The 25,999-nt window shown below is 55.2% G+C and carries 26 protein-coding genes; 18 read left to right on the top strand and 8 right to left on the bottom strand.

The features are described 5' to 3' along the window. Positions 1-171 precede the first annotated feature (171 nt). The 6 genes from RAHAQ2_RS01105 to ulaG form a co-directional block, all read right to left on the bottom strand. Complete coding sequence (locus tag RAHAQ2_RS01105) at positions 172-930, bottom strand: DeoR/GlpR family transcriptional regulator (protein ID WP_013573556.1); 759 nt, start codon at positions 928-930, stop codon at positions 172-174. A gap of 9 nt (positions 931-939) precedes the next feature. After that, positions 940-1,773, bottom strand: coding sequence for a rhomboid family intramembrane serine protease GlpG (gene glpG / locus RAHAQ2_RS01110; RefSeq protein ID WP_014333488.1), 834 nt, complete (start codon positions 1,771-1,773; stop codon positions 940-942). Positions 1,774-2,072: 299 nt separating this feature from the next. Then, a complete protein-coding gene (locus RAHAQ2_RS01115) occupies positions 2,073-3,263 on the bottom strand; it encodes a trans-sulfuration enzyme family protein (protein ID WP_014333489.1) in 1,191 nt (396 codons plus the stop codon). Between the two features lie 142 nt (positions 3,264-3,405). After that, on the bottom strand, positions 3,406-3,726 hold the full coding sequence (glpE, locus tag RAHAQ2_RS01120) for a thiosulfate sulfurtransferase GlpE (RefSeq protein WP_014333490.1): 321 nt from the start codon (positions 3,724-3,726) through the stop codon (positions 3,406-3,408). An 84-nt stretch (positions 3,727-3,810) separates the two neighbouring features. After that, positions 3,811-4,566 (bottom strand): HTH-type transcriptional regulator UlaR, encoded by a 756-nt coding sequence (gene ulaR, locus RAHAQ2_RS01125; RefSeq protein ID WP_014333491.1) that lies wholly within the window; start codon positions 4,564-4,566, stop codon positions 3,811-3,813. A gap of 228 nt (positions 4,567-4,794) precedes the next feature. After that, a complete protein-coding gene (gene ulaG / locus RAHAQ2_RS01130; RefSeq protein WP_014333492.1) occupies positions 4,795-5,859 on the bottom strand; it encodes an L-ascorbate 6-phosphate lactonase in 1,065 nt (354 codons plus the stop codon). Positions 5,860-6,283: 424 nt separating this feature from the next. Between ulaG and ulaA the strand changes: the two genes are divergently transcribed. The 8 genes from ulaA (at position 6,284) to malQ (ending at position 15,504) form a co-directional block, all read left to right on the top strand. Beyond that, positions 6,284-7,687, top strand: coding sequence for a PTS ascorbate transporter subunit IIC (gene ulaA, locus RAHAQ2_RS01135; protein ID WP_014333493.1), 1,404 nt, complete (start codon positions 6,284-6,286; stop codon positions 7,685-7,687). Between the two features lie 56 nt (positions 7,688-7,743). Beyond that, positions 7,744-8,052, top strand: a complete 309-nt coding sequence (ulaB, locus tag RAHAQ2_RS01140; protein WP_014333494.1) for a PTS ascorbate transporter subunit IIB — start codon at positions 7,744-7,746, stop codon at positions 8,050-8,052. 10 nt (positions 8,053-8,062) lie between these two features. Next, on the top strand, positions 8,063-8,533 hold the full coding sequence (gene ulaC / locus RAHAQ2_RS01145) for a PTS ascorbate transporter subunit IIA (RefSeq protein WP_014333495.1): 471 nt from the start codon (positions 8,063-8,065) through the stop codon (positions 8,531-8,533). A 23-nt stretch (positions 8,534-8,556) separates the two neighbouring features. Continuing rightward, positions 8,557-9,213: a 3-keto-L-gulonate-6-phosphate decarboxylase UlaD gene (locus tag RAHAQ2_RS01150; RefSeq protein ID WP_014333496.1), complete on the top strand. Its 657-nt coding sequence runs from the start codon at positions 8,557-8,559 to the stop codon at positions 9,211-9,213. 10 nt (positions 9,214-9,223) lie between these two features. Next, a complete protein-coding gene (locus tag RAHAQ2_RS01155; protein ID WP_014333497.1) occupies positions 9,224-10,084 on the top strand; it encodes an L-ribulose-5-phosphate 3-epimerase in 861 nt (286 codons plus the stop codon). After that, complete coding sequence (locus RAHAQ2_RS01160; RefSeq protein ID WP_014333498.1) at positions 10,081-10,770, top strand: L-ribulose-5-phosphate 4-epimerase; 690 nt, start codon at positions 10,081-10,083, stop codon at positions 10,768-10,770. The genes RAHAQ2_RS01155 and RAHAQ2_RS01160 overlap by 4 nt, the downstream gene beginning before the upstream one ends. Before the next feature lie 184 nt (positions 10,771-10,954). Then, a complete protein-coding gene (malP, locus tag RAHAQ2_RS01165) occupies positions 10,955-13,369 on the top strand; it encodes a maltodextrin phosphorylase (RefSeq protein WP_014333499.1) in 2,415 nt (804 codons plus the stop codon). A gap of 8 nt (positions 13,370-13,377) precedes the next feature. Then, a complete protein-coding gene (gene malQ, locus RAHAQ2_RS01170; protein WP_014333500.1) occupies positions 13,378-15,504 on the top strand; it encodes a 4-alpha-glucanotransferase in 2,127 nt (708 codons plus the stop codon). A gap of 172 nt (positions 15,505-15,676) precedes the next feature. On the opposite strand, the gene nfuA is transcribed toward malQ, so the two are convergent. Together nfuA and gntX are read right to left on the bottom strand one after the other, a co-directional pair. Continuing rightward, positions 15,677-16,252, bottom strand: coding sequence for a Fe-S biogenesis protein NfuA (gene nfuA / locus RAHAQ2_RS01175; RefSeq protein ID WP_014333501.1), 576 nt, complete (start codon positions 16,250-16,252; stop codon positions 15,677-15,679). Positions 16,253-16,349: 97 nt separating this feature from the next. Next, positions 16,350-17,039 carry a DNA utilization protein GntX gene (gntX, locus tag RAHAQ2_RS01180; RefSeq protein WP_014333502.1) on the bottom strand — a complete coding sequence of 230 codons (690 nt, stop codon included), beginning with the start codon at positions 17,037-17,039 and terminating at the stop codon, positions 16,350-16,352. A gap of 46 nt (positions 17,040-17,085) precedes the next feature. Between gntX and bioH the strand changes: the two genes are divergently transcribed. The 10 genes from bioH (at position 17,086) to mdcH (ending at position 25,947) form a co-directional block, all read left to right on the top strand. Next, entirely contained in the window at positions 17,086-17,856 is a 771-nt protein-coding gene (bioH, locus tag RAHAQ2_RS01185) for a pimeloyl-ACP methyl ester esterase BioH (protein ID WP_014333503.1), read from the top strand. A gap of 232 nt (positions 17,857-18,088) precedes the next feature. Beyond that, positions 18,089-18,358 carry a YdgH/BhsA/McbA-like domain containing protein gene (locus RAHAQ2_RS01190; protein WP_014333504.1) on the top strand — a complete coding sequence of 90 codons (270 nt, stop codon included), beginning with the start codon at positions 18,089-18,091 and terminating at the stop codon, positions 18,356-18,358. 308 nt (positions 18,359-18,666) lie between these two features. Beyond that, complete coding sequence (gene mdcA, locus RAHAQ2_RS01195; RefSeq protein ID WP_014333505.1) at positions 18,667-20,328, top strand: malonate decarboxylase subunit alpha; 1,662 nt, start codon at positions 18,667-18,669, stop codon at positions 20,326-20,328. 5 nt (positions 20,329-20,333) lie between these two features. After that, complete coding sequence (locus RAHAQ2_RS01200; protein ID WP_037040700.1) at positions 20,334-21,191, top strand: triphosphoribosyl-dephospho-CoA synthase; 858 nt, start codon at positions 20,334-20,336, stop codon at positions 21,189-21,191. 40 nt (positions 21,192-21,231) lie between these two features. After that, the gene (locus RAHAQ2_RS01205; RefSeq protein ID WP_014333507.1) at positions 21,232-21,534 is read left to right on the top strand and encodes a malonate decarboxylase subunit delta; all 303 of its coding nucleotides are present in this window, start codon (positions 21,232-21,234) and stop codon (positions 21,532-21,534) included. After that, a complete protein-coding gene (locus tag RAHAQ2_RS01210; protein WP_014333508.1) occupies positions 21,524-22,375 on the top strand; it encodes a biotin-independent malonate decarboxylase subunit beta in 852 nt (283 codons plus the stop codon). The genes RAHAQ2_RS01205 and RAHAQ2_RS01210 overlap by 11 nt, the downstream gene beginning before the upstream one ends. Then, on the top strand, positions 22,372-23,187 hold the full coding sequence (mdcE, locus tag RAHAQ2_RS01215) for a biotin-independent malonate decarboxylase subunit gamma (RefSeq protein ID WP_014333509.1): 816 nt from the start codon (positions 22,372-22,374) through the stop codon (positions 23,185-23,187). Before RAHAQ2_RS01210 ends, mdcE begins: the two co-directional genes overlap by 4 nt. 190 nt (positions 23,188-23,377) lie before the next feature. Next, entirely contained in the window at positions 23,378-24,340 is a 963-nt protein-coding gene (locus RAHAQ2_RS01220; protein WP_014333510.1) for an AEC family transporter, read from the top strand. 17 nt (positions 24,341-24,357) lie between these two features. After that, complete coding sequence (locus RAHAQ2_RS01225; protein WP_014333511.1) at positions 24,358-24,984, top strand: malonate decarboxylase holo-ACP synthase; 627 nt, start codon at positions 24,358-24,360, stop codon at positions 24,982-24,984. Positions 24,985-25,011: 27 nt separating this feature from the next. Further along, positions 25,012-25,947, top strand: a complete 936-nt coding sequence (gene mdcH, locus RAHAQ2_RS01230; protein WP_014333512.1) for a malonate decarboxylase subunit epsilon — start codon at positions 25,012-25,014, stop codon at positions 25,945-25,947. Positions 25,948-25,999: the final 52 nt, after the last annotated feature.

Genomic DNA, 25,999 nt, shown 5'->3' on the forward strand with positions numbered 1-25,999 from the left:
CAATTATGCGTGATGAAGGTAACATTTTTGTGTCGGTTTCGAGCAAAATGGCAAGAAGGGGACGAAACCGAACGCAGTTACGCGTGGAATTTTTCGAAATTGTTCGTTTTGTCTGACAGGCAGGAAGGAAAAGCAGGAGCGCCAGATCCGCGCTCCTTACATGCAGGAAAATCAGCAGAGTTCGAGATGCACGTCGTACTTATCGATGATTTGTTTCACGCTGTCCGGCGGCTGTTTATCCGTGAACAGATAGTGAATCAAATCCATTTTTCCCAGATTAACCATCGCGTTGCGACCAAACTTGGAATGGTCGGTTACCAGCATAACGCAGCGGGAGTTTTCAATAATCGCCCGTTTGGTGCGGGCTTCGTGATAGTCGAATTCGAGCAGCGAACCGTCCATATCAATGCCACTGATGCCAAGAATACCGTAATCAAGGCGGAACTGAGAGATGAAATCGAGTGTTGCTTCCCCCATGATCCCACCGTCGCGGGCCCGCACTTCGCCGCCTGCGAGGAATAAACGAAAATCCTCCTTGGCTGTCAGCAGTGTCGCGACGTTCAGATTATTGGTCACGATCCGCAGATTTTTATGATTAAGCAGCGCGTGCGCCACGGCTTCCGGCGTGGTGCCGATATCAATAAACAGCGTTGAACCGTCAGGGATCTGGCTGGCGACACGCTCAGCGATACGCGCTTTCGCTTCCGACCACATGACTTTACGGTCATTGTATGCCGCATTCACCGAGCTGGACGGCAAGGCCGCGCCGCCATGGTGTCGGTGAATTTTATTCTGTTCCGCCAGATCATTCAGATCACGGCGGATAGTTTGCGGGCTGACAGCAAAGTGCTCCACCAGCTCTTCGGTGCTGACATAACCCTGCTGGCGGACTAAATCGATAATTGCATCATGGCGTTGTGTTTGTTTCACCCGAATCCCTTACTTGCTTTTTTTGTTGCGCGGAGTGCGCGTATCAACAAATGCCATGACCAGTCCGAGACCGAGACCAAATGCATGTGCGGCATTCGACACGGCAGCGCCGCCGGTTGCATAGCCAATGAACATGAAAATCAACGAAATGACCAGTAACCCGCCGGGCACGTACAGACGACTTTCCGGTTTCAGCTGGCCGGTCAGCCAGGCGTAACCCATCAGTGCATAGACCACGCCGGACAACCCGCCAAACCACGAACCGCTGACCATCGACTGGCCCCAGCCGCTGATCAGGGCAGAAATCAGGGTCACGGTAAACAGTTTGCCGCTGCCCAGATGCATTTCTATCTGGCTGGCGAGATACCACCACCATGCCAGATTAATCAACAGGGCAATAAAGGAGAAATTCATCAGGGCCGGGGTGAACCACCGCCACAGCTGGAAAACGCGCGAACTGTCCGGCCAGGCAAGCCAGCTCATCACCAGCTCGTCGCCCACCATTTGTTGCAGGATAAATACCGCCAGGCTCAGCACAATCATGCCGATGGTCAGCGGTCCGGCGCGGCTGCGCAGGGTTTTCAGGAAAGGTGTGTGCGACATCTTTAAATGTGGCTGCGCCTTGCCGGTTTTCCAGCTGGCTTCCTGATAGCGCGGATGCAGGGGATCGCGCACAAACAGCGCCACCTGCTTCTCGGCCTCTTCGAGACGGGATTCATCTTCCAGCCAGAGCTGTACTTCCTGACTTTCGTGTTTCATCGTCAGCGTAAAACCCTGCGTTGCCATGTAATCGACAAAAGCCTGAGCCAGGCGGGGGTTGTTCAGGTTAAGAATGCGCACCATAGCGTTAAGCGGTTTCCCTAATTGTTTGATTTGTTGCCGTCATTTTAGGGCAATACCTTATCTGCCAGCGTGGGGGATGTCGATTATAACGTCAGACGAGTAAAGGAGGAGAATTTAGGCATGCTGTGCGAACCGCAGAGAACAAAAAAATAGCGTGAGTGTGAGATGGATCGGGATCTGATGAAACGTTAAGGGACAGATATCTTTATTGATGGGAGGGAAATCGCCAGTATTCTGGCGATAAATGCCAGTTTTCGCCAGAATACTGACAGAAACTGGCATGTTCATTACCTGTTCGCTTACAGCCCTTCCAGCGCCTGTTGCAGATCAGCAATCAGGTCTGCGGTGTCTTCGATACCGATGCTGATGCGCACCAGCCCGTCGGTGATACCGCTCTGACGGCGGACTTCCGGCGCGACGGCGCTGTGCGTGGTGGATGCCGGATGGCAGGCCAGCGAATCGGTGTCGCCGAGCGAGACCGCCTGCGTGATAATGCTCAGCTTATCGAGGAAAGTCCGTGCGGCGTTCAGCCCGCCTTTCAGCTCAATCGCCATGATTCCACCAAACAGTTTCATCTGGCGCGAGGCGGTGGCGTGCCCCGGATGCTGTTTCAGCCCCGGATAGAACACGGTGTCTACCGCGCTGTGGCCGTCGAGGAATTCCGCCACCGCCTGCGCGCTCAGCGAACTGGCTTCGACGCGCAGCGGCAAGGTTTTCAGGCCGCGGATCAGCAAACTGGCTTCGAACGGGCCCAGGTTGCCACCGAACTGTTTCAGGCTCAGGGTGCGGATTGGCGTGATTAACGCCGCCGAACCCGCCACCACGCCGCCGGTCGCATCGCCGTGACCGCTGATGTATTTGGTCGCGGAATGCAGAACGATATCAATGCCCAGTTCCAGCGGACGCGTCAGGTACGGCGTGGCGAAAGTGTTATCCGCCACACTCACCGCACCGGCGGCTGTGGAAAGACGCGCGATTTCTGCCAGATCGGCGATATCCAGCCCCGGATTAGCGGGAGTTTCCACCAGTACCACTTTGGTATTTTTGGTGAATGCGGCTTCCAGTTCATTCACATTCGCAACGTGAACCGGTTTGATACCATATCGCGGCAGCAGATTACGGACCACGCCTTCGGTGCCGCCGTACAGCGTGCCGATATGAATGATTTCATCGCCGGGAACCAGCAGGGCAAACAATGTGGCGCTGATGGCCGCCATGCCGCTGGCACAGGCAACGGCGGTTTCTGCGCCTTCGAGTGCCGCCAGTTTTTGTTCGAAAACGGCCACTGTCGGATTGGCGAAACGGCTGTAGATATAGCCGGGTTCTTCACCGCTGAAACGGCGTGCGCCGCTGTCGAAATCCGGGTATGAAAATGCCGATGCGGCGGTGATTGGCGTGGCAATGGCGCCGGTCAGGGCATCGGGCTGCTGTCCGCCATGAACGGCGAGGGTACGCATCCCTAAAGAACGTGAAGTGTTCAGATTTTTCATCTTGAAATCCTGTCGATAGTAGACGGAAATTATATCAACACTGGAGAAAGGTAGCTTTTTTGGCTTAAGAACATTTTCGGCGCAAACCCGATAGCCTGGTTATAAAGACTATAGCTTGCGCCGGAGGCAAATAAAGACGAGATCAGGCTTCGATATCTTGCGGGAAAGTCTGTGACCAGGCTTCGAAACCGCCGTCAACGCTGTAGACCGATTCGAAACCCTGAGAGATCAGAAATTGTGCGGCACCGCGGCTGCTGATGCCGTGATAGCACATCACCAGCACCGGCGTTTTGGCATCGGTCTGCTGGATAAACGCAGGCAGGCTGTCGTTGCTCAGATGCCAGGCGCCCGGAGCGTGCGCTGCGCTGAAGCTTTGCGGGTCACGGATATCGACCATCACGGCTTCGCCAGATGTCAGGCGGTTACGGGCTTGTTCTACGCTGATTGCTTCAAATTGTTCCATTCTGGTCGTGCCTCATAAAAGGTTTTGCCCACATTCTACCCAATAATTGCACAACTAAGACCAGACAAAGGGAAGGGATAAGCGTTAAACCAGGATCACTTCCACGCCTTTCTGGCGTAACTGTCCGATGATTTCCTCGTTCGCTTCTTTGCCGGTGATCAGCACATCGATTTGTTCGGTGCGGCTGAACAGCATCCCCGCACGCTGACCGATTTTGCTGCTGTCGACCAGTACCGCTAAATTCCCGACATAATTCAGCATCTTCTGCTCGGCCATCGCCGTGAGCATATCGGTTTTGTACAGGCCATCGCTGGTCAGCCCCGCGCCGCTGGTGAACATCCAGTGTCCGGCATACAGGCTGGCATCGCCGTCTTGTGGTGCCAGCGTAATGGACTGACTTTTATTGTACTGACCGCCCATGATCACCACGCTGTCGTGCTCCTGTTCAATCAGATAATTGGCCAGCGGCAGATAATTGGTGATGACCTGAATGTCTTTTCCGCACATTTCCCGACCGAGCAGGAACGCTGTTGAACCGCAGTTAATCACCACGCTTTCACCCGGCTGGCACAGTCCGGCTGCCGCTTTGGCGATACGCATTTTCTCGTTGAGATTGTGCGTCTGATGGATATTCAGCGGGGTCCAGTTCTGGCGCGGCTGATTCACGGCCTCAGCACCGTTGCGCACTTTACGCAGCTTTCCCAGTTCATTGAGCTTAGTGATGTCACGACGCGCCGTGGCCGGTGAAATATCAAAATTATCAATCACATCGGCGACGGAAATCTGCCCCTGACGTTGCAGCAGATCGAGAATAGCATTATGGCGTTGTGGCTCAGTCATGGTGGCTCCGGGCAGGATCGTCAAATGATTATTCCATGATTATAAACGAGCGTAATTGCGAAATGCATTGTTTATGAAGACGCAAATTAACCGGCCTCAATCAATACCCTAAATAATTCGATTTGCAGCAAGGCGACAAGCTCAGGAAGCCCCGGGAGCTTAGTTAACTAAGTGACCGGGGTGAGTGAGCGCAGTCAACGCATCTGCAACTTGAAGTATGACGGGTATTTATAAGAAAGACTTGAAGGGCAGATCAGTCTCTGTCGTAAAACAGTCGTCAAAGCCACGCGGGTAATGATATTCGAAGTTATCTTTGTCATCCGGATAAGTGAATTTGCCACCGACCTGCCAGATAAATGGCTTGAAGCCGTATTTCAGGCGATCTTTTTTCATCTCCCACAGTACGCGAATTTCCTGCGGATCGGCCTGGAAATTTGACCAGATATCATGATGGAACGGGATCACCACTTTGGTTCTCAGTGATTCCGCCATACGCAGCATATCCACGCTGGTCATTTTGTCGGTCACGCCGCGCGGGTTCTCGCCGTAAGAGCCAAGTGCCACGTCAATCTGATACTCGTTGCCATGTTTGGCGTAGTAGTTGGAATAGTGCGAATCGCCACTGTGATACAGGTTTCCGCCCGGCGTTTTGAACAGATAATTCACCGCACGCTGATCCATCATGTCCGGCAATACGCCCGCGGCTTTCTGACCGGCGGGCAGGGTGATCAGCACCGTGCGGTCAAAGGAGTCCAGCGCGTGGATCTCCACGTCTTTGATCCTCACCACTTTGCCCGGCGTCATCACAATGCAACGGCTTGCCGGTACGCCCCAGCTCATCCACAAATCCACGCAGGTCTGCGGGCCGATAAAGGGCACGTCGGCAGCACAGTTTTGCATGACGGCGGCGGCGACGTTCACATCGATATGATCATTATGATCATGGGTAGATAACACCGCGTCGACCTCCCTGATCGCAAAGGGATCGAGCACAAACGGCGTGGTGCGCAGGTTAGGCTGAAGTTTTTTCACGCCGGCCATGCGCTGCATCTGGTGGCCGGTTTTCATCAGCGGGCTGCTGTGATTTTGCTTGCCGACGCCGCACCAGAAATCGACACAAATATTCGCGCCGCCCTCAGACTTCAGCCAGATCCCCGTGCAGCCCAGCCACCACATGGCAAACGTGCCCGGCGCGACCTTTTCCTGCTCGATTTCTTCGTTTAACCAGGTGCCCCATTCCGGAAAAGTGCTGAGGATCCAGGACTCGCGGCTGATCGTTTCTACTTTGCTCATAGTATTCCCTCATTTGAGTTGGCGTTGAAATGGCGTCACAATAAATCATTTAATGATTATATATGATTCTATTGTGAGAAAGTTATCACCAAAAACTCATCGTGACAATGATTATAAACGGGGTATTTTTAGCGTTTTTTAGCGTTAAGAAGGGGTGAGCAAAGCAGGATGGAAGGGTTTCAGGAGCTTTTTTCAGGTATTATTTCATAATATCTGACTGATATTTATCATAAATTGAGTGGGCTTTAGTGAGTTAACTCATTCTGCCTGTGACGATATCTTGCGAGACTGCTCACAAATAATCATTATGAATCTTTATTTGATTTAATGTGAGCATTAGAGTGCGTCTGTCCCTCACTTTTTAGCGCGGAGTTTGCTCGTTAAGCGCGTGGAAGAGATCAAACAAGGTCAGACGGAGAGTCTTATGGAATTCCTCTACACCATCTTCACCGTATTTTTTAATCAGGTAATGACCAACGCGCCGCTGCTGCTGGGTATTGTGACCATGCTCGGTTACATCCTGCTCCGAAAGAGCGCCACGGTGATCATCAAGGGCACGATCAAAACCATTATCGGCTTCATGTTGCTACAGGCAGGTTCCGGCATTCTCACGGGGACATTTAAGCCGGTGGTGGCGAAACTTTCGGAAGTGTATGGCATTAATGGTGCCATTTCAGACACCTACGCTTCGATGATGGCGACGGTCGAACGCATGGGTGAGGCTTACAGCTGGGTCGGATACGCGGTGCTGATCGCCCTCGCACTGAATATCCTGATGGTGGTTTTCCGCCGTATCACCGGTATCCGCACCATCATGCTCACCGGCCACATCATGTTCCAGCAGGCCGGGCTGATTGCGGTATTCTTCTTCATCATGGGTTATCCGATGTGGACCACCATCTGGTCGACGGCCATTCTGGTGTCGCTCTACTGGGGGATCACCTCGAATATGATGTACAAACCGACGCAGGCGGTGACCGAAAACAGCGGTTTTTCGATAGGCCATCAGCAGCAATTTGCGTCGTGGATAGCCTATAAAATCGCGCCATATCTCGGTAAAAAAGAAGACAGCGTGGAAGACCTCAAATTGCCAGGCTGGCTGAATATCTTCCATGACAATATCGTCTCCACCGCCATCGTGATGACCGTATTCTTCGGCATTATTCTGTGTTCTTTCGGCCTCGACACCTTGCAGCAAATGGCCGGAAAAACTCACTGGACCATCTACATCCTGCAAACCGGTCTGATGTTTGCGGTGGCGATTTTCATCATCATTCAGGGCGTGCGGATGTTCGTCGCTGAACTGACCGAAGCCTTTAACGGCATCTCTCAACGCTTAATTCCCGGTGCCGTTCTGGCCATCGACTGCGCAGCTATCTACAGCTTTGCGCCGAACGCCGTGGTCTGGGGCTTTATGTGGGGCACCATCGGCCAGCTGATTGCCGTCGGCATTCTGTTCGGCATGGGTTCTTCCATCATGATTATTCCCGGCTTTATCCCGATGTTCTTCTCCAATGCCACCATCGGCGTGTTTGCCAACCACTTCGGCGGCTGGCGCGCGGCGCTGAAAATCTGTCTGGCGATGGGGATGATCGAAATTTTCGGCTGCGTCTGGGCTATTAAACTCACCGGTCTCAGCGCCTGGATGGGGATGGCCGACTGGTCAATTCTGGCACCGCCTATGATGCAGGGCTTCTTCAGCATCGGGATGGCCTTTATGGGCATTATCGCGGTGATCGCGCTGTTGTATATGTTCTTCGCCGGTCGCGCATTGCGGGCTGAGGAAGACGCAGAAAAACAGGCGCTTAATCAGTCCGTTTCTCACTAATGATTTCTCATTAATGACTTCTCACAAATGACTTCTCACAAAATAAAGAGGTTCCCATGACAGTACGAATTCTGGCGGTATGCGGTTGCGGGCAGGGCAGTTCAATGATCATGAAGATGAAAATCGGCCAGTTCCTGACACAGGAAGGCGTGGATCACTCCATGAACAGCTGTGCGGTGGGGGAATACAAATCGGAACTGGGCGGTGCAGACATCATCGTCGCCTCCACCCATGTGGCGGATGAAATCACCGTCAGTGGTAATAAATACGTGGTCGGCGTGCGCAACATGCTGTCGGCGGCGGATTTCGGCCCGAAAGTGATGGAAGTCATCAACGCACATTTTTCCGCTGACCTGAAAAAATAAGGAGCGCGCCATGAAACTGCGGGATTCGCTGGCCGAAAACAACTCGATTTGCCTCAATGCAGAGGCAGAAACCTGGCAGGACGCGGTAAAAATCGGCGTCGATATGTTGGTCAGCGCCGGTGTGGTCGAACCGCGTTATTACCAGGCGATCCTGGACGGCGTCGAACGTTTCGGGCCGTATTTCGTGATCGCACCCGGACTTGCCATGCCCCATGGCCGCCCGGAAGAAGGCGTGATTAAAACCGGTTTTGCGCTGGTGACGCTGAAAAAGCCGCAGGTGTTCAACCATGAAGATAACGATCCGGTGGACATCCTCATTACGCTGGCGGCGGTGGATGCCAATGCGCATCAGGAAGTGGGCATTATGCAGGTGGTGAACCTGTTTGATGATGAAGCCAATTTTGACCGCCTGCGCGCCTGTACCACCGCGCAACAGGTGCTGGATTTGATCGACCTGACCTCCGCCACGGCGGTTCACTAATTCGTTAGCAGAAGGAATTTATTATGTCTCATTCATTACCTATGTTGCAGGTGGCGCTGGATAACCAGTCAATGGACGACGCTTACAAGACCACGCGCCTGATCGCCGGCGAAGTCGACATCATCGAAGTCGGTACTATTTTGTGTGTCGCCGAAGGGGTGCGCGCGGTGCGTGACCTTAAGGCGTTGTATCCGGAAAAAATCGTACTGGCTGATGCCAAAATCGCCGACGCCGGGAAAATCCTCGCGCGCATGTGTTTTGAAGCCAATGCTGACTGGGTGACGGTGATTTGCTGTGCCGACATCAACACCACCAAAGGTGCGCTGGAAGTGGCGAAAGAATTCAACGGCGACGTGCAGATTGAACTGACCGGTTACTGGACGTGGGAGCAGGCGCAGGAATGGCATGACGCAGGCATTGGGCAGGTGGTTTATCACCGCAGTCGCGACGCGCAGGCCGCCGGAGTGGCGTGGAGTGATGCCGATATCTCGGCGATTAAACGCCTTTCCGCCATGGGCTTCAAAGTGACCATTACCGGCGGGCTGGCGCTGGAAGATTTACCGCTGTTTAAAGACATTCCGGTGCATGTCTTTATCGCCGGTCGCAGCATCCGTGACGCCAAAGATCCGGTTGATGCAGCCCGTCAGTTCAAAAAATCCATTCGCCAGCTCTGGGGCTAAGGAACACCGCATGATGCATAAAGCCGTTCCACTCGGTATCTATGAAAAAGCCCTGCCTGCGGGAGAAGACTGGCTGATGCGCCTGACACTGGCGAAAGAGCTGGGCTTCGATTTCGTTGAAATGTCGGTGGATGAAACCGACAACCGGCTGGCACGGCTTGACTGGTCACGGGAGCAACGTCTGCTGGTGGTGGAGGCAATATCCCACACCGGCATCCGCATTCCGTCGATGTGCCTGAGCGCGCACCGACGCTTTCCGCTCGGTGCAGAAGATGATGAAACCCGCAATCAGGGCCTGGAAATCATGCGCAAGGCCATCGTGCTGGCGCAGGATCTCGGCATTCGTGTGATCCAGCTTGCCGGTTATGACGTGTATTACCAGCAGGCCAATGAAAATACCCGCGAGCGTTTTCGCGACGGTTTGCAGGTATCGGTTGAAATGGCCAGCCGTGCGCAGGTCACGCTGGCGATGGAAATCATGGATTACCCGCTGATGAATTCCATCAGCAAAGCGCTGGGTTACAGCCATTATCTGAACAATCCGTGGTTTCAGCTTTATCCGGATATCGGCAATTTGTCGGCATGGGACAACGATGTGCAGATGGAGCTGGCGAGCGGTGCGGGGCATATCGTCGCCGTGCATGTTAAGGACACACAGCCCGGCGTATTTAAAAACGTGCCGTTTGGCAGTGGCGTGGTGAAGTTCGAGCGCTGCTTTGAAACATTGCAAAAAAGTGGTTATCGCGGGCCGTACCTGATCGAAATGTGGAGCGAAACCGCCGCCGATCCGATGCAGGAAGTGCGCAACGCCCGTGCCTGGGTGATCGATAAAATGCAAAAAGCCGGGCTGAACATGGAGGAAACCCGATGACGGATGCACTGAAACAACGCGTGTTTGACGCCAACATGGCGCTGCCCGCTTTTGGCCTGGTGACCTTTACGTGGGGCAACGTCAGCGGTATCGACCGCGAACGCGGTATTGTTGTGATCAAACCGAGCGGCGTGGAATACGGGAAAATGCAGGCCAGCGATATGGTGGTGCTGAACCTGCAAGGCGAGGTCGTGGAAGGGCGTTACAAACCGTCTTCAGATACGGCAACGCATCTCGAGCTGTACGCCCGTTTCCCGCAACTTGGCGGTATCGTGCATACCCATTCGACCTGTGCGACGTCATGGGCGCAGGCCGGGATTGCCATCCCGCCGCTCGGCACTACACATGCAGATTATTTTGCCGGTGCCATTCCCTGCACACGGCCTTTATCGCGTCAGGAAGTCAGCGGAGATTACGAACTGGAAACCGGCAAAGTGATCGCCACGGCGCTGACGAACATCGATCCGCTGCATATGCCCGGCATTCTGGTCGCCCAGCACGGCCCGTTCTGCTGGGGAACCACGCCGGAGCAGGCGGTACACAACGCCGTGGTGCTGGAAGAAGTTGCCAAAATGGCATGGATCACCGGTTCAATCCGGCGCGACCAAACCCCGATGGATGATTATTTGCTGCACAAACACTTCAGCCGTAAACACGGGCCGGATGCGTATTACGGGCAGAAATAGCCGCGACTGAGATGCCATTAAAACTCCACCCCAACCCTCCCCTTCGCAGGGGAGGGAGCCGATCGAGCGTTTCCCCTCCCCCGCAGTGAGCATTTTTCCAGCATAGGGTTTATACATAGATAGCGAGATCACACTTTTTCTCACGGAAGCATTCCGTCCCCTCAGACAGAAAAGAGACTGCCCTATGTCGAAGATCACGTTCAAGCAGGATGTTTTTTTGGCGGCGCTCACCCGCCAGTGGCAAGCGTTCGGACTCACCTCAGCTTCAGATATGACCCGGCACCAGTGGTGGCACGCGGTCAGTGCCGCCGTTGCAGAGCAGCTTCCTGCGCAAAGCGAGTCGGTCAGCAGCAAAAGCAAAAAAATCACCCGCCACGTTAATTATATCTCGATGGAATTTCTGGTCGGACGCCTGACCGGCAACAACCTGATTAATCTTGGCTGGTATGAAAAAATTGCCGCTGCGCTGGAACCCTTTGATATCAATCTGACCGACCTGCTGGAAGAAGAAATTGACCCGGCGTTGGGCAATGGCGGTCTGGGGAGACTGGCGGCCTGTTATCTCGATGCGATGGCTTCCGTCGGGCAGCCCGGTATCGGTTATGGCCTGAATTATCAGTACGGACTGTTCCGTCAGCGCTTTGTTGACGGCAAACAAAAAGAGTCGCCGGATGACTGGCACCGCAGCGAATATCCGTGGTTTCGCCACAACAGTGCGCTGGCCGTCAGCGTCGGTGTTGGCGGTAAAATGGTGAAAAATGAGCAGGGCGTTTCACGCTGGGAACCGGAATTTATCCTGCGCGGTGAAGCCTGGGATTTGCCGGTAATGGGGTATCGCAACGGTATCACGCAACCGTTGCGGTTGTGGGAGGCCACGCATCCTCATCCGTTTGATCTGGAAAAATTTAATGATGGCGAGTTTCTGAAAGCCGAACAACAGGGCATCGACGCCGCTAAACTCACCAAAGTGTTGTATCCGAATGACAACCATCAGGCCGGTAAACGCCTGCGTCTGATGCAGCAGTATTTCCAGTGTGCCTGCTCGGTGGCCGATATCCTGAGGCGTCATCATTTCCATGGCCGAAAAATCAGCGAACTGCCGGATTATGAAGTCATCCAGCTCAATGATACGCACCCGACTATCGCCATTCCTGAAATGCTGCGCGTGCTGATCGACGAACATCAGCTGAGCTGGAATGACGCCTGGCATATTACCAGCCGCACCTTCGCGTATACCAACCACACGCTGATGCCGGAAGCGCTTGAAACCTGGGATGAGCGTCTGGTACGCAGTTTGCTGCCGCGCCATTTTCAGATCATCAAACAGATCAACGCCAACTTTAAGAAACAGGTCAGCAAAGAGTGGCCGGGCGATGAGGCGGTCTGGGCGAAACTCGCCGTGCACCATGACAAACAGGTGCGCATGGCCAATCTCTGCGTGGTCGCCGGGTTTGCGGTGAACGGTGTTGCGGCGCTGCATTCCGATCTGGTGGTCAAAGATTTGTTCCCGGAGTATTACCAGCTATGGCCGGAAAAATTCCACAACGTGACCAACGGCATTACGCCGCGCCGCTGGCTGAAACAATGTAATCCTGCGCTGTCGGCGCTGATTGATGAACGGCTGAAAACCGACACCTGGGTCAATAATCTGGATCTGCTGAAAGGGCTGGAAGACGGCGTCAAAGACAAAAAATTCTGCAAGCAGTACCGCAAAATCAAACATGATAACAAAGTCCGGCTGGCGGAATACGTCTGGCAGCGCATGGGGATCCGCCTCAATCCCGACGCGATTTTTGATGTGCAGATCAAACGCCTGCACGAGTACAAACGTCAGCATCTCAATCTGCTGCACATTCTTTCGCTGTATCGCCAGATCCGCGATAACCCGAAACTTGACATCGTGCCGCGCGTTTTCCTGTTTGGTGCGAAGGCAGCGCCCGGATATTACCTCGCCAAAAACATTATCTATGCGATCAATCAGGTGGCGGAGAAGATCAACAACGATCCGATCGTCGCCGATCGTCTCAAAGTGGTGTTCATTCCCGATTATAGTGTTTCGGTGGCCGAACTGATGATCCCGGCGGCGGACGTGTCGGAGCAGATTTCCACCGCAGGTAAGGAAGCCTCCGGCACCGGCAATATGAAACTGGCGCTGAACGGTGCGCTGACTATCGGTACGCTCGATGGCGCAAACGTCGAGATTGCCGAACAGGTCGGTGAGGACAACATCTTTATCTTCGGCCTGACGGTCGATGAAGTGAAAGCGCAGCTTAAAAAAGGCTACAAGCCGAAAGCGTTGGTGAAAAAGGACAAACATCTCAAAGCCATTCTCGACGAACTGGCCAGCGGTTTTTATGCCAGTGGCGACAAAAAAGCCTTCGATCTGATGTTGAACAGCCTGCTCGACGGCGGTGATCCGTATCTGGTGCTGGCGGATTTTGCCTCCTATTGCGAGGCGCAAAAACAGGTCGATGCGCTTTACCGTAATGCCGATGAATGGACACGCCGTACCTTGCTCAACACGGCACGTGTAGGCATGTTCAGCGCCGATCGTTCCATCCGCGATTATCAGCAGCGCATCTGGCAGGCCAAACGATAGGAGCCGACATGGAGGACAAGCAACTCGCTGAGGCCGCGCGCCGGGCAGGCATTGTAGACAGTTTCATTAATATGACGGATGACGTGGAAACGGTGTCAGATGATACGCGCGTCGCCTTGCTGGCGGCGATGGGGCGTGATCCGGCTGACGTGCCGGAAATCACGCCTGTGCCGCCGGTCAACGTGTTTACGCAAGGCAAAAAGGTGCTGCTGACGCCGGAAGTCAGTGGTGCGTTTAGCTGGCAACTGACGCAGGAAAATGGCAGCCAGACGCAGGGCGAAATTCCGGCCGGTACCGTGCTGAATCTTGGTGCGGCGCTGCCCACCGGTTATCACCAACTGACGTTATCGCAAAACGGCAACGTCTGGCCCTGCCGGATCATCGTCGTGCCGCCGCGTTGTTATGAGCCTGAGGCATTGCTGACAGGGGAAAAACTGTGGGGCGCGACCCTCCAGCTTTATACGCTGCGCTCGGAGAATAACTGGGGCGTAGGCGATTTTGGTGACCTGAAAAAAATGGTCGAGGAAATCGGCCTGCGCGGCGGGGCGTTCGTCGGGTTGAATCCGATACACGCGCTCTATCCGGCGAATCCGCAAAGTGCCAGCCCGTACAGCCCGTCGTCCCGCCGCTGGCTGAATCTGACCTACATTGATGTGAATGCCGTGGAGGAGTTTACCGCCAGCAGTGAGGCGCAACGCTGGTGGCACTCTCATGAGACGCGTGAGGCGTTACTGCAGGCGCGCAGCACTGAGTTTGTCGATTATCCGCAGGTGATTGAATTGAAACTGACGGCGCTGAAACTGGCGTGGCAGTTGTTTTGCAGTCTGCCGGAAAGCCGCCCGCGTAAGCAGGATTTCCGGCAATTTGTCGAACTTGGCGGTGAGAGTCTGCGGCAACAGGCGCTGTTCGATGCATTGCATGTGCATCTGCGCGATCTGGATCTGGGCCAGTGGGGCTGGCCGGTATGGCCGGAGGCCTATCGTGATGCGAAAAGTGCAGACGTGCGTGAATTCAGTGAGCGTTACGCCAGCGAAGTTGCGTTTTATCAGTGGCTGCAATGGCTGGCGCAGACGCAGTTTTCCGCATGTTATCAGCGCAGTGTTGAGCTGAAGATGCCGATCGGCGTGTACCGTGATCTGGCCGTGGGTGTGGCGCAAGGCGGTGCGGAAACCTGGTCCGATCCGGCGCTGTATTGCCTGAATGCCACTGTCGGCGCGCCGCCCGATATTCTCGGGCCGCAGGGGCAAAACTGGGGGCTTCCACCCATTGATCCCCACGAAATGAAAGCCCGTGCCTATCAGCCGTTTATTGATTTACTGCGGGCAAATATGGCGGAATGCGGTGCACTGCGTATCGATCACGTCATGGGGTTGCTGCGTTTGTGGTGGATACCGGCGGATCAGGAGGCGGGCAGCGGCGCGTATGTTCGTTATCCGCTGGAGGATTTACTCGGCGTGCTGGCTTTGGAAAGTCAGCGGCATCAGTGCATGGTGATTGGTGAAGATCTGGGCACCGTGCCGAAAGAAATTCTTGCCAGCCTGCGTGACTGCGGGGTGTATTCCTACAAAGTATTGTATTTCGAGCATGATAAAAACTTTCTTTACCGCCCGCCGCAAGATTATGTTTCACAAGCGATGGCGACGGTTACCACGCATGATTTACCGACGTTGCGGGGCTACTGGGAAGGTGCCGATTTAACGCTGGGCGCCTCTCTGGGCGTGTACCCGGATCCGCTCGTGCTGGAAAAACTGCGCGGTGAGCGGGAACGCAGCAAGCAGGGTTTGCTGGACGCGTTGCACCGGACTGGTTGCGTGCCGAAATCGATCAGCCGCAGTGCTGAAAACATGCCAATGATGCCGCTGCTCAACCGGGGTTTGCAACGTTATCTGGCGGGCAGTGCCAGCGCATTACTGGGCCTGCAACCGGAGGACTGGCTGGACATGTCCACACCGGTGAACGTGCCGGGTACCAATACCGAATACCCCAACTGGCGGCGCAAACTGACGCGAACGCTGGAGGAGATGTTTGCTGATGAGTATATCGATGCGCTGCTCAGTGATTTGAATCAGCGGCGGGCTTGTGCGTCGTCTGCTAAACCCTCTCCCCGGCTCCCCCTTCGCAGGGGAAGGAGCTAAACCCGCTTGCCTTCCATCCCTTCGCCGGGGGGAGTTGAAAGCCGGATCTGAAGGGCGGAGCGGCTCCCTGAAGGGGAGGGTTGGGGGGTATTAATGGCATCTCCGGATCGGAGGCATAAAAAAAGCACCCAACGGAAGGGTGCTTTTTGCATTCCTGCTGATCAGCGGGAAATCAGTAGAATGAGTGCTCGCCGCGCTGGTGTTCAGTCAGGTCGCGAACGCCTTTCAGCTCAGGGAAGTTTTGCAGCAGTTCTTTCTCGATGCCGTCTTTCAGGGTGACATCAATCATTGAACAGCCGTTGCAACCGCCGCCGAATTGCAGAACGGCGATACCATCATCGGTGATTTCCATCAGGGAAACACGACCACCGTGGCTGGCGAGCTGCGGGTTAATCTGCGACTGCAACTGATATTCAACACGTTCCATCAGCGGCGCATCGTCAGAGACTTTACGCATTTTAGCGTTCGGTGCCTTCAGCGTGAGCTGGGAACCGAGCTGATCGGTGACGAAGTCGATTACAGCATCCTGCAGATAAGGCGCGCTTAATTCATCAATGAAAGCAGACAGTTTCTCGAACTTCAGTTCGGTATCCGTCGCTTCCACAGCGTCAGGTGGGCAATAGGAGACACCGCATTCTGCGGTTGGCGTACCGGGATTGATCACGAATACGCGGATTTGGGTGCCTTCTTCCTGGTTTGCCAGCAATTTGGCAAAGTGCTCTTGGGCAGCATCGGTAATAAGGATCATAACATTCGCTCAATAGTTGACTACTCTAGTTGGTTATAATACGCCCTTTGTTTTTACCCGTCACCCTTCACGTTGCCAGTGTGTTAGCAGCACGTGCTCATGCCTGTAAAGTCCGGCAAATACAGGCTATTTGCAGCGAAGCAACGCCATGATTACGCAGAATTTTGCTGATTTCCCGCACCGTACTGCCGGTCGTGACCACGTCATCGAGCAACATCACATGCTTATCGCGCAGGCTGGCATGGCAGGTGAACGCTTTTCGCAGGTTCCACTTTCTCTGCTGTTCGGTCAGGCTTTGCTGCGGCGGTGTGCGCCGGTCACGGCTCAGGGCATCGGGCAGATATTCACAATGCAGCCAGCGCGCCAGCGGCTTCGCGAGCAATTCACTCTGATTATACCCACGCGAGAAATAGCGTTTCTGATGTAACGGCACGCTGAGGAGTACGTCCGGTCTCGGCAGATTGTTCATCCGGTAGCGTTCCTGCCAGCGCAGCAAAAGCAAACGGGCGAGTGTGGTGTCGAGCTCCGGTTTTCCGGAGAATTTGAACCGCAAAACCAGCCCGCTCACCGGCATTTCATAAGGGCTGGCGAAGATCATCGCGTCCCATGGTGGCGGTTTTAACAGGCAACGTCCGCAGTCGGTATTGCCTCCGGAAGAGGGCAATCCGCAGCGCAGGCAGCAGGGGGGTGCGGCTGGCAGATATTTCATGCACAGGCTGCAAATGCCCTGAACCGGGAGATGCAACGGACACTGGCATAGCCAACAGCGGCTGGCAATTGTTAGCATAGTGGCGGGTTCCTTTTGCCAATCAGACAGACACGGACAATACGCTATGAATACGCTTTACCGGGAGACTATCGGCGAAGGAAATCGCCATCTTGTGCTGCTTCACGGATGGGGGCTGAATGCCGAAGTATGGCGTTACACGGCTGAGCGACTTGCGCCGCATTTTTGTCTGCATCTGATTGATCTGCCGGGCTATGGTCGCAGTGAGGGTTTCGGGGCCATGACGCTGGAAGACATGGCAGAGACCGTTCTCGCCGCGATGCCGGAAAAAGCCTCATTACTTGGCTGGTCCCTGGGCGGTCTGGTGGCCAGCCAGATAGCCCTGAGTGCGCCACAGCGCGTGGAAAAATTGATTACCGTGGCGTCATCGCCCTGTTTTGTCGCTCATGAAGACTGGCCGGGGATCCGCCCGGACGTATTGCAGGGTTTTCAACATCAACTCAGTGAAGATTTCCAGCGCACGGTTGAACGTTTTCTGGCGTTGCAGACGCTGGGCAGCGACAGCGCCCGTCAGGATGCACGACTGCTTAAATCGATTGTCCTGAACCTGCCGATGCCGCCGGTTGCCGTGCTCAATAGCGGGCTGGAGATTTTACGCAACGTGGATTTGCGCCAGCCGATGACCCAACTGACCTTGCCAATCCTGCGTATTTACGGCGCGCTCGACGGGCTGGTGCCGAGGAAAATGGTGCCGTTGCTGGATGCGATTCTGCCCGGTTCCCGCTCGGAAATCGTTGAAAAGGCAGCGCATGCGCCTTTTATTTCCCATCCGGATATGTTTTGTGAGCTTGTCGGGCAGTTCCTGATTACAGACTGAAAACCAATGTAAATATTTTTTTCAATTTTCTGGCTAATTCCCAAGGGTGACTAATACTTAAGCCGATAATGACGGGGTGAAAGGTGGGCGTAAGTTATTACGCGAGCCTGTTTGCGTCTCTGGGGAGTTTACTGGCGTTTAACCATGAAGGTCATGCCAGCGCAGATACACCCGCTGTTCATATCTTGACTGCTTTCTTTGAGAACTATTCATCCAATTTAGAGGTAATGTCATGAAATCAAACAAAATTATCGTTGCGGCAATTCTGACGGGGTTATTCTCACTCAACGCGATGGCGGCAGAGATGATCTCGAAAGAAGAAGCCAAAGATAAGGGTTACACCAGCCTGGGCGTGGTCACGACCAGCAATGAATACACTGCGCCAATGGATGCGAAAGAAGAACTGTCCAAGCTGGCTGATGAAAAGGGCGGCAAATACTATGTGGTGATTGCGGCTCAGGAGAAGAAGAAAATCACCGCAACGGCTGAAGTCTTCAAATAATCGCTTTTATGCTGCTCTGAACCCCGGGATGCCTTTGTGCATCCCTTTTTTATTCCCGTTTTCTGTGCGCTCCTTCTCTTTCCTTGTTCTGTATCAATTTGTTTTTAATGAAATACGTCAGATCGTTACTCTCAGAGTAACGAAGTGTCAGGCCGCTTAATTGATGGAATATTCTGCGCTGCTTACACTTAGCAGGCTATCAAAACAGGTCAAATGTGATGCAACCGCCACTTGACTGAACTTCCCAACGTCCTCTTGTGACATCACGCCGGGAAGCATTCAGCAAGCTCAACCCAGGGAGGTTTGGCATGCCGCAACATCCGCAGACCACGAAAGTGTGGGACACCCGCCGCAAAGAAAAACAACGGCGTATCGACAGTGTCCGTTCCGTGGCAGAGGGTAAAGTTTTACCCACAGATAAAATTATCCCTATCCTCGAAACGCTGATTGCCTCCGGCGACCGCGTGGTGATGGAAGGTAACAACCAAAAACAAGCTGACTTTCTTTCCCGCTCACTGGCGAAAGTGGATCCTGAAAAGCTGCATGATTTGCATATGATCATGCCGAGCGTCAGCCGCGCTGAACATCTGGATCTCTTCGAACGCGGTATCGCCCGCAAGCTCGATTTCGCCTTCTCCGGCCCGCAAAGCCTGCGTATCGCGCAGTTGCTGGAAGATGGTCAGATGGAAATCGGTGCGATCCACACCTACATCGAATTGTATTCCCGACTTTATGTTGATCTGGTGCCGAACATTGCCCTGATCGCGGGCTTCAAAGCTGACCGCAAAGGCAATCTGTACACCGGCGCAAGTACGGAAGATACCCCGGCGCTGGTTGAAGCCGCCGCCTTCAAAAACGGCATCGTGATTGCGCAGGTTAACGAACTGGTGGATGAAGAAACCGACCTGCCGCGCGTGGATATTCCGGGCGACTGGATCGATTTCGTGGTCGTGGCCGACAAGCCATTCTTCATTGAACCGTTATTTACCCGTGACCCGCGCCTGATTAAACCGGTTCATGTGCTGATGGCCATGATGGCCATTAAAGGCATCTATGCGAAGCACAACGTGCAGTCGCTGAACCACGGTATCGGCTTTAACACTGCGGCCATCGAACTGCTGCTGCCAACCTACGGCGAACAGCTCGGTCTGCGCGGTAAAATTTGTAAACACTGGACACTGAACCCGCATCCGACGCTGATCCCGGCCATCGAAAGCGGCTGGGTGGAAACCGTTCACTGCTTCGGTGGCGAACTGGGGATGGAAGAGTACATCCGCGCCCGTCCTGACGTGTTCTTCACCGGCTCTGATGGCTCCATGCGTTCCAACCGTGCGTTCTGCCAGCTGGCAGGCCAGTACGCGGTGGATATGTTCATCGGTTCCACCTTGCAGGTTGACGGACTGGCGAACTCCTCCACCGTGACCCGCGGGCGTCTGGCCGGTTTCGGTGGCGCACCAAATATGGGGCATGACCCGCATGGTCGTCGTCACTCCACGCCAGCCTGGCTCGACATGATTGAAGAGCCGGACCCGATGGCACGCGGCAAAAAACTGGTTGTACAGATGGTGGAAACCTTCCAGGCCGGTGGCAAACCGACATTTGTTGAGAAACTCGAAGCCGTCGATGTGGGTAAAGAATCCGGTATGCCTCTGGCCCCGGTAATGATTTACGGCGACGACGTGACCCACGTGCTGACCGAAGAAGGTATCGCCTATCTTTACCGCGCCCGTTCTCTTGAAGAGCGCCGTGCGATGGTGGCGGCAGTGGCCGGTATTACTGACATCGGTCTGGGGGTTGACGCCAAACGCGTCGCCGACCTGCGCCGTCAGGAACTGGTGGTCTTCCCGGAAGACATGGGCATTCGCCGCACCGACGCCACCCGTTCATTACTGGCCGCTGGCAGCGTGAGCGAACTGGTTGACTGGTCCGGCGGTTTGTATAACCCGCCAGCCAAATTCCGTAGCTGGTGATCATGATGCCGCAGACTTTAACGATTGGCGCTGTGCTCACAGCGGAAGAACTGGCCGAAAGGCTGGCAGAAACGGCGACGCAGGCGCTGATCGACGAAGCGCGGCTAAGTCCGAAACCGGGGCTGGTAGACAGCCGGAGTGCCGGGGCTCATCAGGATTTAAGTCTGGATCTGATGGTGCGTTCGGCGCGCAGCCTGACGACCACGTTCTATTTGCTGGCCTTACACAGCTGGCAGCGTCCGGCGGATATCGCCCTGCGTCAGGAAGTGGGACGTTTAGGCCGTGCGGGAGAAGCGCAGATGATGGCGGAAACCGGCGGAGTGAATACTCACCGGGGCGCTATCTGGGCGATGGGGTTGCTGGTCAGCGCCGTCGCCATGCAGCCGGAACGTTTACTGCCGCTGCATATTGCGCAGCGCGCCGCGAAAATTGCGGTGTTGCCCGACGCTTTCAGCCCGAAAAAATTCAGTAAAGGTTCGCACGCCGTACAGCGTTATCAGGTACCGGGTGCCCGCGAAGAGGCACAAAGCGGTTTCCCGCACATTATTGGTTGTGCATTGCCGCAGCTTCATCACAGCCGGGCACGTGGTGCGAGCGAAAGCGAAGCACAGGTCGATGCTTTACTGGCGGTGATGAGCACACTGGCCGACACCTGCGTGCTGTCACGCGGTGGTTTGCCAGCGCTGGAAGCCATGCATCAGGGCGCGCAGGCCGTGCTGGAAGCCGGTGGCACCAGCACGATGGCGGGCAAACAACGGTTGCGTCATCTCGAACAGCGCATGCTGGCCGATAACGTATCTCCCGGAGGGGCGGCTGATTTACTGGCTGCGACACTGTTCCTCGACCGCGTCAGCGTGGCCTGAACCGGACACGCATTAACTAACATCAGTACAAAGAGGTGTTATGGAACGTTTTGAATTTAGTTATCCGGCGGCCAAACCGCTGGCAGATCACGCCCAGGCGGGTGTGGTAGGTTCCGGCGATTTAGAAGCGCTGTATGAGCCACAAACAACAAGTGCACTGAAAATTACGGTGACCACCTCTGTCGACGGCAGCCACAGTCTGTGGCAACACTTTTTTGACCGTCTGAACGCGCTGCGCGAATTACCGGCCGGGCGTCTGGACATCAATGATTTTGGTGCCACACCCGGGGTTGCCCGTCTGCGTATCGAACAGGTCTTTGAGGAGGCTGAACATGCCAACTGATACTTCCGTTCAGGATCAGAGCTTTATCGAGCTTAATGCCCGTCAGCGCGCCCGCAAACTGCTGGACGCAGGGACTTTCCGTGAACTGCTCGGGCCGTTCGAACGCATTATGTCGCCGTGGCTGGAACCGCAGGGCATTGTCCCGCAGGCCGATGACGGCATGGTCGTTGCCAAAGGTCAGATTAACGGCCAGCCCGCTGTGGTCGTGGCAATTGAAGGCAGCTTCCAGGGCGGCAGCATGGGCGAAGTGTCTGGTGCCAAAATGGCCGCTGCGCTGGAAATGGCGGCAGAAGATAACCGCAACGGCATTCCGACACAGGCGGTTCTGCTGCTGGAAACCGGCGGTGTGCGTTTGCAGGAAGCCAATCTGGGCCTGGCCGCCATCGCCGACATTCACGCCGCCATTGTGGATTTACGCCGCTATACGCCGGTGATCGGCGTGGTTGCCGGTACTGTCGGTTGCTTTGGCGGGATGTCGATTGCCGCCGCGCTGTGCAGCTATTTGATTGTCACCCGGGAAGCGCGTCTGGGGCTGAACGGTCCGCAGGTTATCGAACAGGAAGCCGGTATCGATGAATACGATTCCCGTGACCGTCCGTTTATCTGGAGCATGACCGGTGGCGAAGTGCGTTATCACAGCGGTTTTGTCGATGCACTGGTGAAAGATTCCCTCGCTGAAGTGAAAGACAGCATGCTGGGCTTCATGAAAAAAGGCGTTCCGGTGACCCATCGTTCGGATAACTATGAGTATTACCTGCCAAAACTGACCGGTTTTGACACCGCGCAGCAGGCCAGCCGTGAAGTGACGGAAGTCTTGTTTAACCGGGAGGATCGCGCATGAGCAACGTAAATAACAACGCAGTCAGCCGGGGTGATTACTGGTTCGCTGAACTGACCAAAGACGCCACACCGGTTGCCGGTCTTTGCCCTTCCGTAAAAGCGGCTGACGGCAAAATGAATGACCAGCCTGTGCGTTTCATCGCCGTGGTGCCGGACAAAAATAACCAGTATCCGCGTGCAGCGGGCGGCGAAGTCGGTCTGCTCGAAGGCTGGAACCTGGCAAAAGTGGTCAGCGACGTGATTGACGCTGACGCCAATGCCAGCACCAAACGCGCCATCGTGGCGGTGATTGACGTACCAAGCCAGGCTTATGGTCGTCGCGAAGAAGCGTTCGGGATCCATCAGGCGCTGGCCGGTGCCGCAGGCGCTTACGCCAAAGCCCGTCTGGCAGGGCATCCGGTGATCGGGCTGATTGTCGGCAAAGCGATGTCGGGCGCATTTCTGGCGCACGGTTATCAGGCCAATAAACTGATCGCCTTCAAAAACAACGGCGTCATGATCCATGCGATGGGCAAAGAATCCGCCGCCCGTATCACCTTACGTTCTGTGGATGCGCTGGAAAAACTGGCGGCCACCATCCCGCCGATGGCTTACGACATCGAAAACTACGCCACGCTGGGCCTGCTGTCGCAATTACTCGACATCGCTGACCCGGACAACGCCACACCCGATGACATCAGCAGCGTAGAAAACGCTGTCTGGCAAAACATTCAGGACGCACGCAAAGAAGGCGTTAGCCTCAGCAACCGTCTGGGTGCAGAAAACCGCGCAAGTTCGCAGCGCGTTCGCCAGCAGATGCGTCAGGAATGGTAATTCATTAACCACTTTCAGTCTCAACCGGTAACGCACCTGCAAACAGCGTGACGCAGCCGCATTGCGGGTTCCCGCCCTGACATACCGTCAGGGTGTGGGCCTGCTGTTGTCTGCAACTGGACTGTCATACTAAAAAAACCATCGCACCGGCGCCGACTGAGCAATCATTTTTTGCCTCAGGAAAAACGCTATGACTTACGTAATATTGCACGCGCTTGCCCCTATTTTCGTCATCATGATCCTCGGATTTTACGCCGGGAAAGCGAAAATGGTGGATAACCAGAATGTCTCTTTACTGAATATTTTCGTGATGGATTTTGCTTTACCTGCTGCGCTGTTTGCAGCCACCGTACAGACCCCGTGGACGGGCATTGTGGAGCAGTCACCGCTGATTCTGGTGCTGGTTCTGGCCATGTGGATCACTTATGCGGCGATTTACTTTATTTGCACTAAAGTCTTCAAAAAGTCTCCGCAGGACGCTGCCGTTCTGACGCTGACCGTCGCACTGCCAAACTATGCGGCACTGGGTCTGCCTATTCTGAGCAGCGTGCTGGGTGATGCGCCGTCAACATCGCTGTCCGTTGCGGTCTCTATCGCCTGCGGTTCTGTGCTGATGACGCCGTTCTGTCTGCTGATTCTGGAACGTGAAAAAGCGCGGCTCAGTGGCGAAAATCAGGGGTCTTCCCTGGCATTGCTGCCGGTTCTGATGTGGCGTTCAGTGAAAAAACCGATCGTCTGGGCACCGTTGCTGGGTGTGATCCTGTCAGCGATTGGCATTAAAATGCCGGAAATCTTCCTGGCGTCGATCAAGCCGCTGGGTCTGTCAGCGACCGCGTCTGCGCTGTTCCTGACGGGTGTGATTCTGTCAGCCCGTAAACTGAAAATTAACGGTCCGGTGCTGTTGTCTTGTGTGGCGAAAAATCTGGTCCAGCCGTTCATCGCCTGGGGTCTGGTTCTGGCCTTTGGCCTGAGCGGTCAGGTTGCGGTGACCGCGATCCTGATGATTGCACTGTCTGCCGGTTTCTTCGGTATCGTGTTCGGTAACCGTTTCGGCGTGCAGTCTCCTGATGCAGAAGCCTCACTGCTGATCAGTTCCGTATTGTGTATCGTGACCCTGCCGCTGTTTATCTCACTGACCGCTGCATTGCATTGATTTAAGAAGGATTGAATATGTGTGACCCGCGTGCCCATGATTTTGTCTGGATCCGTGACCGTTCTGCGCTTGAGAGTGACGACGTTTTACCCGAATGGGTAAACACCGGCTGGCGCACTGCGCTGCCGCTGGTGGTGCGTCGTGATAAACGTGCTGACGGCGCAATTCCTGTGGGCATTCGCGGCCTGACCCGCATTCAGCGTGCCGCCGCCTGGATTGACCCGGCGGCGGTGGAGCGGGTCGTCACACCGGAATCACTGGTCAGCGACGTTAACGCGCTTTTGCACTCGCCGTTTGTGTCACAGCAACCGGTGCAGGCGCTGATTACGTTATGCAGCCTGAAGCTGCCTTTCCCGTGGGGCGTGACGGGCAGTTGCGCCTTCGCGCTGGTCAGCGACCTGCCGGTGATGCACGCCGACAGCGATCTTGATTTACTGGTGCGTTGCGACACGCCGGTGGACTCTTCACTTTTTTCTGATTTTTACGACCAGCTTCAGCGGCTTCCCTGCCGCGCTGATGTTCAGATCACTACGCCGCAGGGGGGATTTGCCCTCAGCGAATGGCTGCGCGGTGGTGACATCATGCTGAAAACGGCGTCCGGCCCGTTGCTGGTGCGCGACCCGTGGCAACCTCCGGCAGACTGATACCCGCAAAAAGAAGCAAGGAGCACGATGAAAATCTTATTTACCTTCCCCGGCCAGGGGCCGCAGGTGCCGCATATGCTGCATCGCCTGCCGGATAATCCGCTCACGGATTCCCTCATTGCACAGGCCAGTCTCGCGCTGGGTGAAGACGTTCTGTTGCTCGACACCGCCGATGCCTTGCGTTCCACCCGCGCGGTACAACTGTGTTTATTGATTGCCGGTGTGGTCTGGGCGAAGCAATGTCAGGCCGAAGGTATTGAGGCAGATTTTTGCAGCGGGCTGTCGATTGGCGCGTTTCCTGCCGCGGTGATGGCGGGTGCGCTCGATTTTGATGATGCCATCCGGCTGGTGGCATTGCGTGGCGAACTGATGCAGCAGGCTTATCCGCAGGGCTTTGGCCTTTCGGCGATCACCGGGTTGCGTCAGATGCAGGTTGAAGATCTGGTGGCTCAGGTCAACAGCCCCACATCACCGGTGTATCTGGCGAATATTAATGCGGAAGATCAGCTGGTGATTGCGGGCAGCGACGCCGCGATGGCGCAGGTGATGCAGCTCGCCAAAGCCCGGGGCGCGCAGAAAACGCATCAGCTGGCTGTCAGTGTGCCGTCACACTGCGCACTGCTTGATCAGCCTGCGGCGAAACTGGTGGAAGCGTTTAAAAATATTCAGATTTCCCGTCCGGCCTGCGGCTATCTCAGCGGAACGACGGGGCGTGTTTACTGGCAGCCGGAGAAAATCGCCGACGATCTGGCGATGAACATGGCGCGTACCGTCAACTGGCGGGACGCCATGGTGGCGGCCTACCAGCGCGAAGTGCGGCTGGCGATAGAAATGCCCCCTGGCGCGGTGCTGACCGGCCTGACCCGCCGCGCGATGGAGCAGGGCGAAGCGTTGTCGTTATGCCAGTCGGGCATGCAGGTTGCGGCACGTCTCGCAACACGGTTACGGGAAAACGAACGCTGATTAAAGGCATGATAGGTTGGTGATGCTACGGAATAAAAGCCTTTCCTGAGTG

The organism is Rahnella aquatilis CIP 78.65 = ATCC 33071, from assembly GCF_000241955.1.
Classification (GTDB): Bacteria; Pseudomonadota; Gammaproteobacteria; order Enterobacterales; family Enterobacteriaceae; genus Rahnella; species Rahnella aquatilis.

What these genes read in the sequence shown, in the direction of transcription:
- glpG (WP_014333488.1), bottom strand. Translation starts at nt 1,773, where the DNA reads ATGGTGCGCATTCTTAACCTGAACAACCCCCGCCTGGCTCAGGCTTTT.
- RAHAQ2_RS01115 (WP_014333489.1), bottom strand. Translation starts at nt 3,263, where the DNA reads ATGAAAAATCTGAACACTTCACGTTCTTTAGGGATGCGTACCCTCGCC.
- glpE (WP_014333490.1), bottom strand. Translation starts at nt 3,726, where the DNA reads ATGGAACAATTTGAAGCAATCAGCGTAGAACAAGCCCGTAACCGCCTG.
- ulaR (WP_014333491.1), bottom strand. Translation starts at nt 4,566, where the DNA reads ATGACTGAGCCACAACGCCATAATGCTATTCTCGATCTGCTGCAACGT.
- ulaG (WP_014333492.1), bottom strand. Translation starts at nt 5,859, where the DNA reads ATGAGCAAAGTAGAAACGATCAGCCGCGAGTCCTGGATCCTCAGCACT.
- ulaA (WP_014333493.1), top strand. Translation starts at nt 6,284, where the DNA reads ATGGAATTCCTCTACACCATCTTCACCGTATTTTTTAATCAGGTAATG.
- ulaB (WP_014333494.1), top strand. Translation starts at nt 7,744, where the DNA reads ATGACAGTACGAATTCTGGCGGTATGCGGTTGCGGGCAGGGCAGTTCA.
- ulaC (WP_014333495.1), top strand. Translation starts at nt 8,063, where the DNA reads ATGAAACTGCGGGATTCGCTGGCCGAAAACAACTCGATTTGCCTCAAT.
- RAHAQ2_RS01150 (WP_014333496.1), top strand. Translation starts at nt 8,557, where the DNA reads ATGTCTCATTCATTACCTATGTTGCAGGTGGCGCTGGATAACCAGTCA.
- RAHAQ2_RS01155 (WP_014333497.1), top strand. Translation starts at nt 9,224, where the DNA reads ATGATGCATAAAGCCGTTCCACTCGGTATCTATGAAAAAGCCCTGCCT.
- RAHAQ2_RS01160 (WP_014333498.1), top strand. Translation starts at nt 10,081, where the DNA reads ATGACGGATGCACTGAAACAACGCGTGTTTGACGCCAACATGGCGCTG.
- malP (WP_014333499.1), top strand. Translation starts at nt 10,955, where the DNA reads ATGTCGAAGATCACGTTCAAGCAGGATGTTTTTTTGGCGGCGCTCACC.
- malQ (WP_014333500.1), top strand. Translation starts at nt 13,378, where the DNA reads ATGGAGGACAAGCAACTCGCTGAGGCCGCGCGCCGGGCAGGCATTGTA.
- nfuA (WP_014333501.1), bottom strand. Translation starts at nt 16,252, where the DNA reads ATGATCCTTATTACCGATGCTGCCCAAGAGCACTTTGCCAAATTGCTG.
- gntX (WP_014333502.1), bottom strand. Translation starts at nt 17,039, where the DNA reads ATGCTAACAATTGCCAGCCGCTGTTGGCTATGCCAGTGTCCGTTGCAT.
- bioH (WP_014333503.1), top strand. Translation starts at nt 17,086, where the DNA reads ATGAATACGCTTTACCGGGAGACTATCGGCGAAGGAAATCGCCATCTT.
- RAHAQ2_RS01190 (WP_014333504.1), top strand. Translation starts at nt 18,089, where the DNA reads ATGAAATCAAACAAAATTATCGTTGCGGCAATTCTGACGGGGTTATTC.
- mdcA (WP_014333505.1), top strand. Translation starts at nt 18,667, where the DNA reads ATGCCGCAACATCCGCAGACCACGAAAGTGTGGGACACCCGCCGCAAA.
- RAHAQ2_RS01200 (WP_037040700.1), top strand. Translation starts at nt 20,334, where the DNA reads ATGCCGCAGACTTTAACGATTGGCGCTGTGCTCACAGCGGAAGAACTG.
- RAHAQ2_RS01205 (WP_014333507.1), top strand. Translation starts at nt 21,232, where the DNA reads ATGGAACGTTTTGAATTTAGTTATCCGGCGGCCAAACCGCTGGCAGAT.
- RAHAQ2_RS01210 (WP_014333508.1), top strand. Translation starts at nt 21,524, where the DNA reads ATGCCAACTGATACTTCCGTTCAGGATCAGAGCTTTATCGAGCTTAAT.
- mdcE (WP_014333509.1), top strand. Translation starts at nt 22,372, where the DNA reads ATGAGCAACGTAAATAACAACGCAGTCAGCCGGGGTGATTACTGGTTC.
- RAHAQ2_RS01220 (WP_014333510.1), top strand. Translation starts at nt 23,378, where the DNA reads ATGACTTACGTAATATTGCACGCGCTTGCCCCTATTTTCGTCATCATG.
- RAHAQ2_RS01225 (WP_014333511.1), top strand. Translation starts at nt 24,358, where the DNA reads ATGTGTGACCCGCGTGCCCATGATTTTGTCTGGATCCGTGACCGTTCT.
- mdcH (WP_014333512.1), top strand. Translation starts at nt 25,012, where the DNA reads ATGAAAATCTTATTTACCTTCCCCGGCCAGGGGCCGCAGGTGCCGCAT.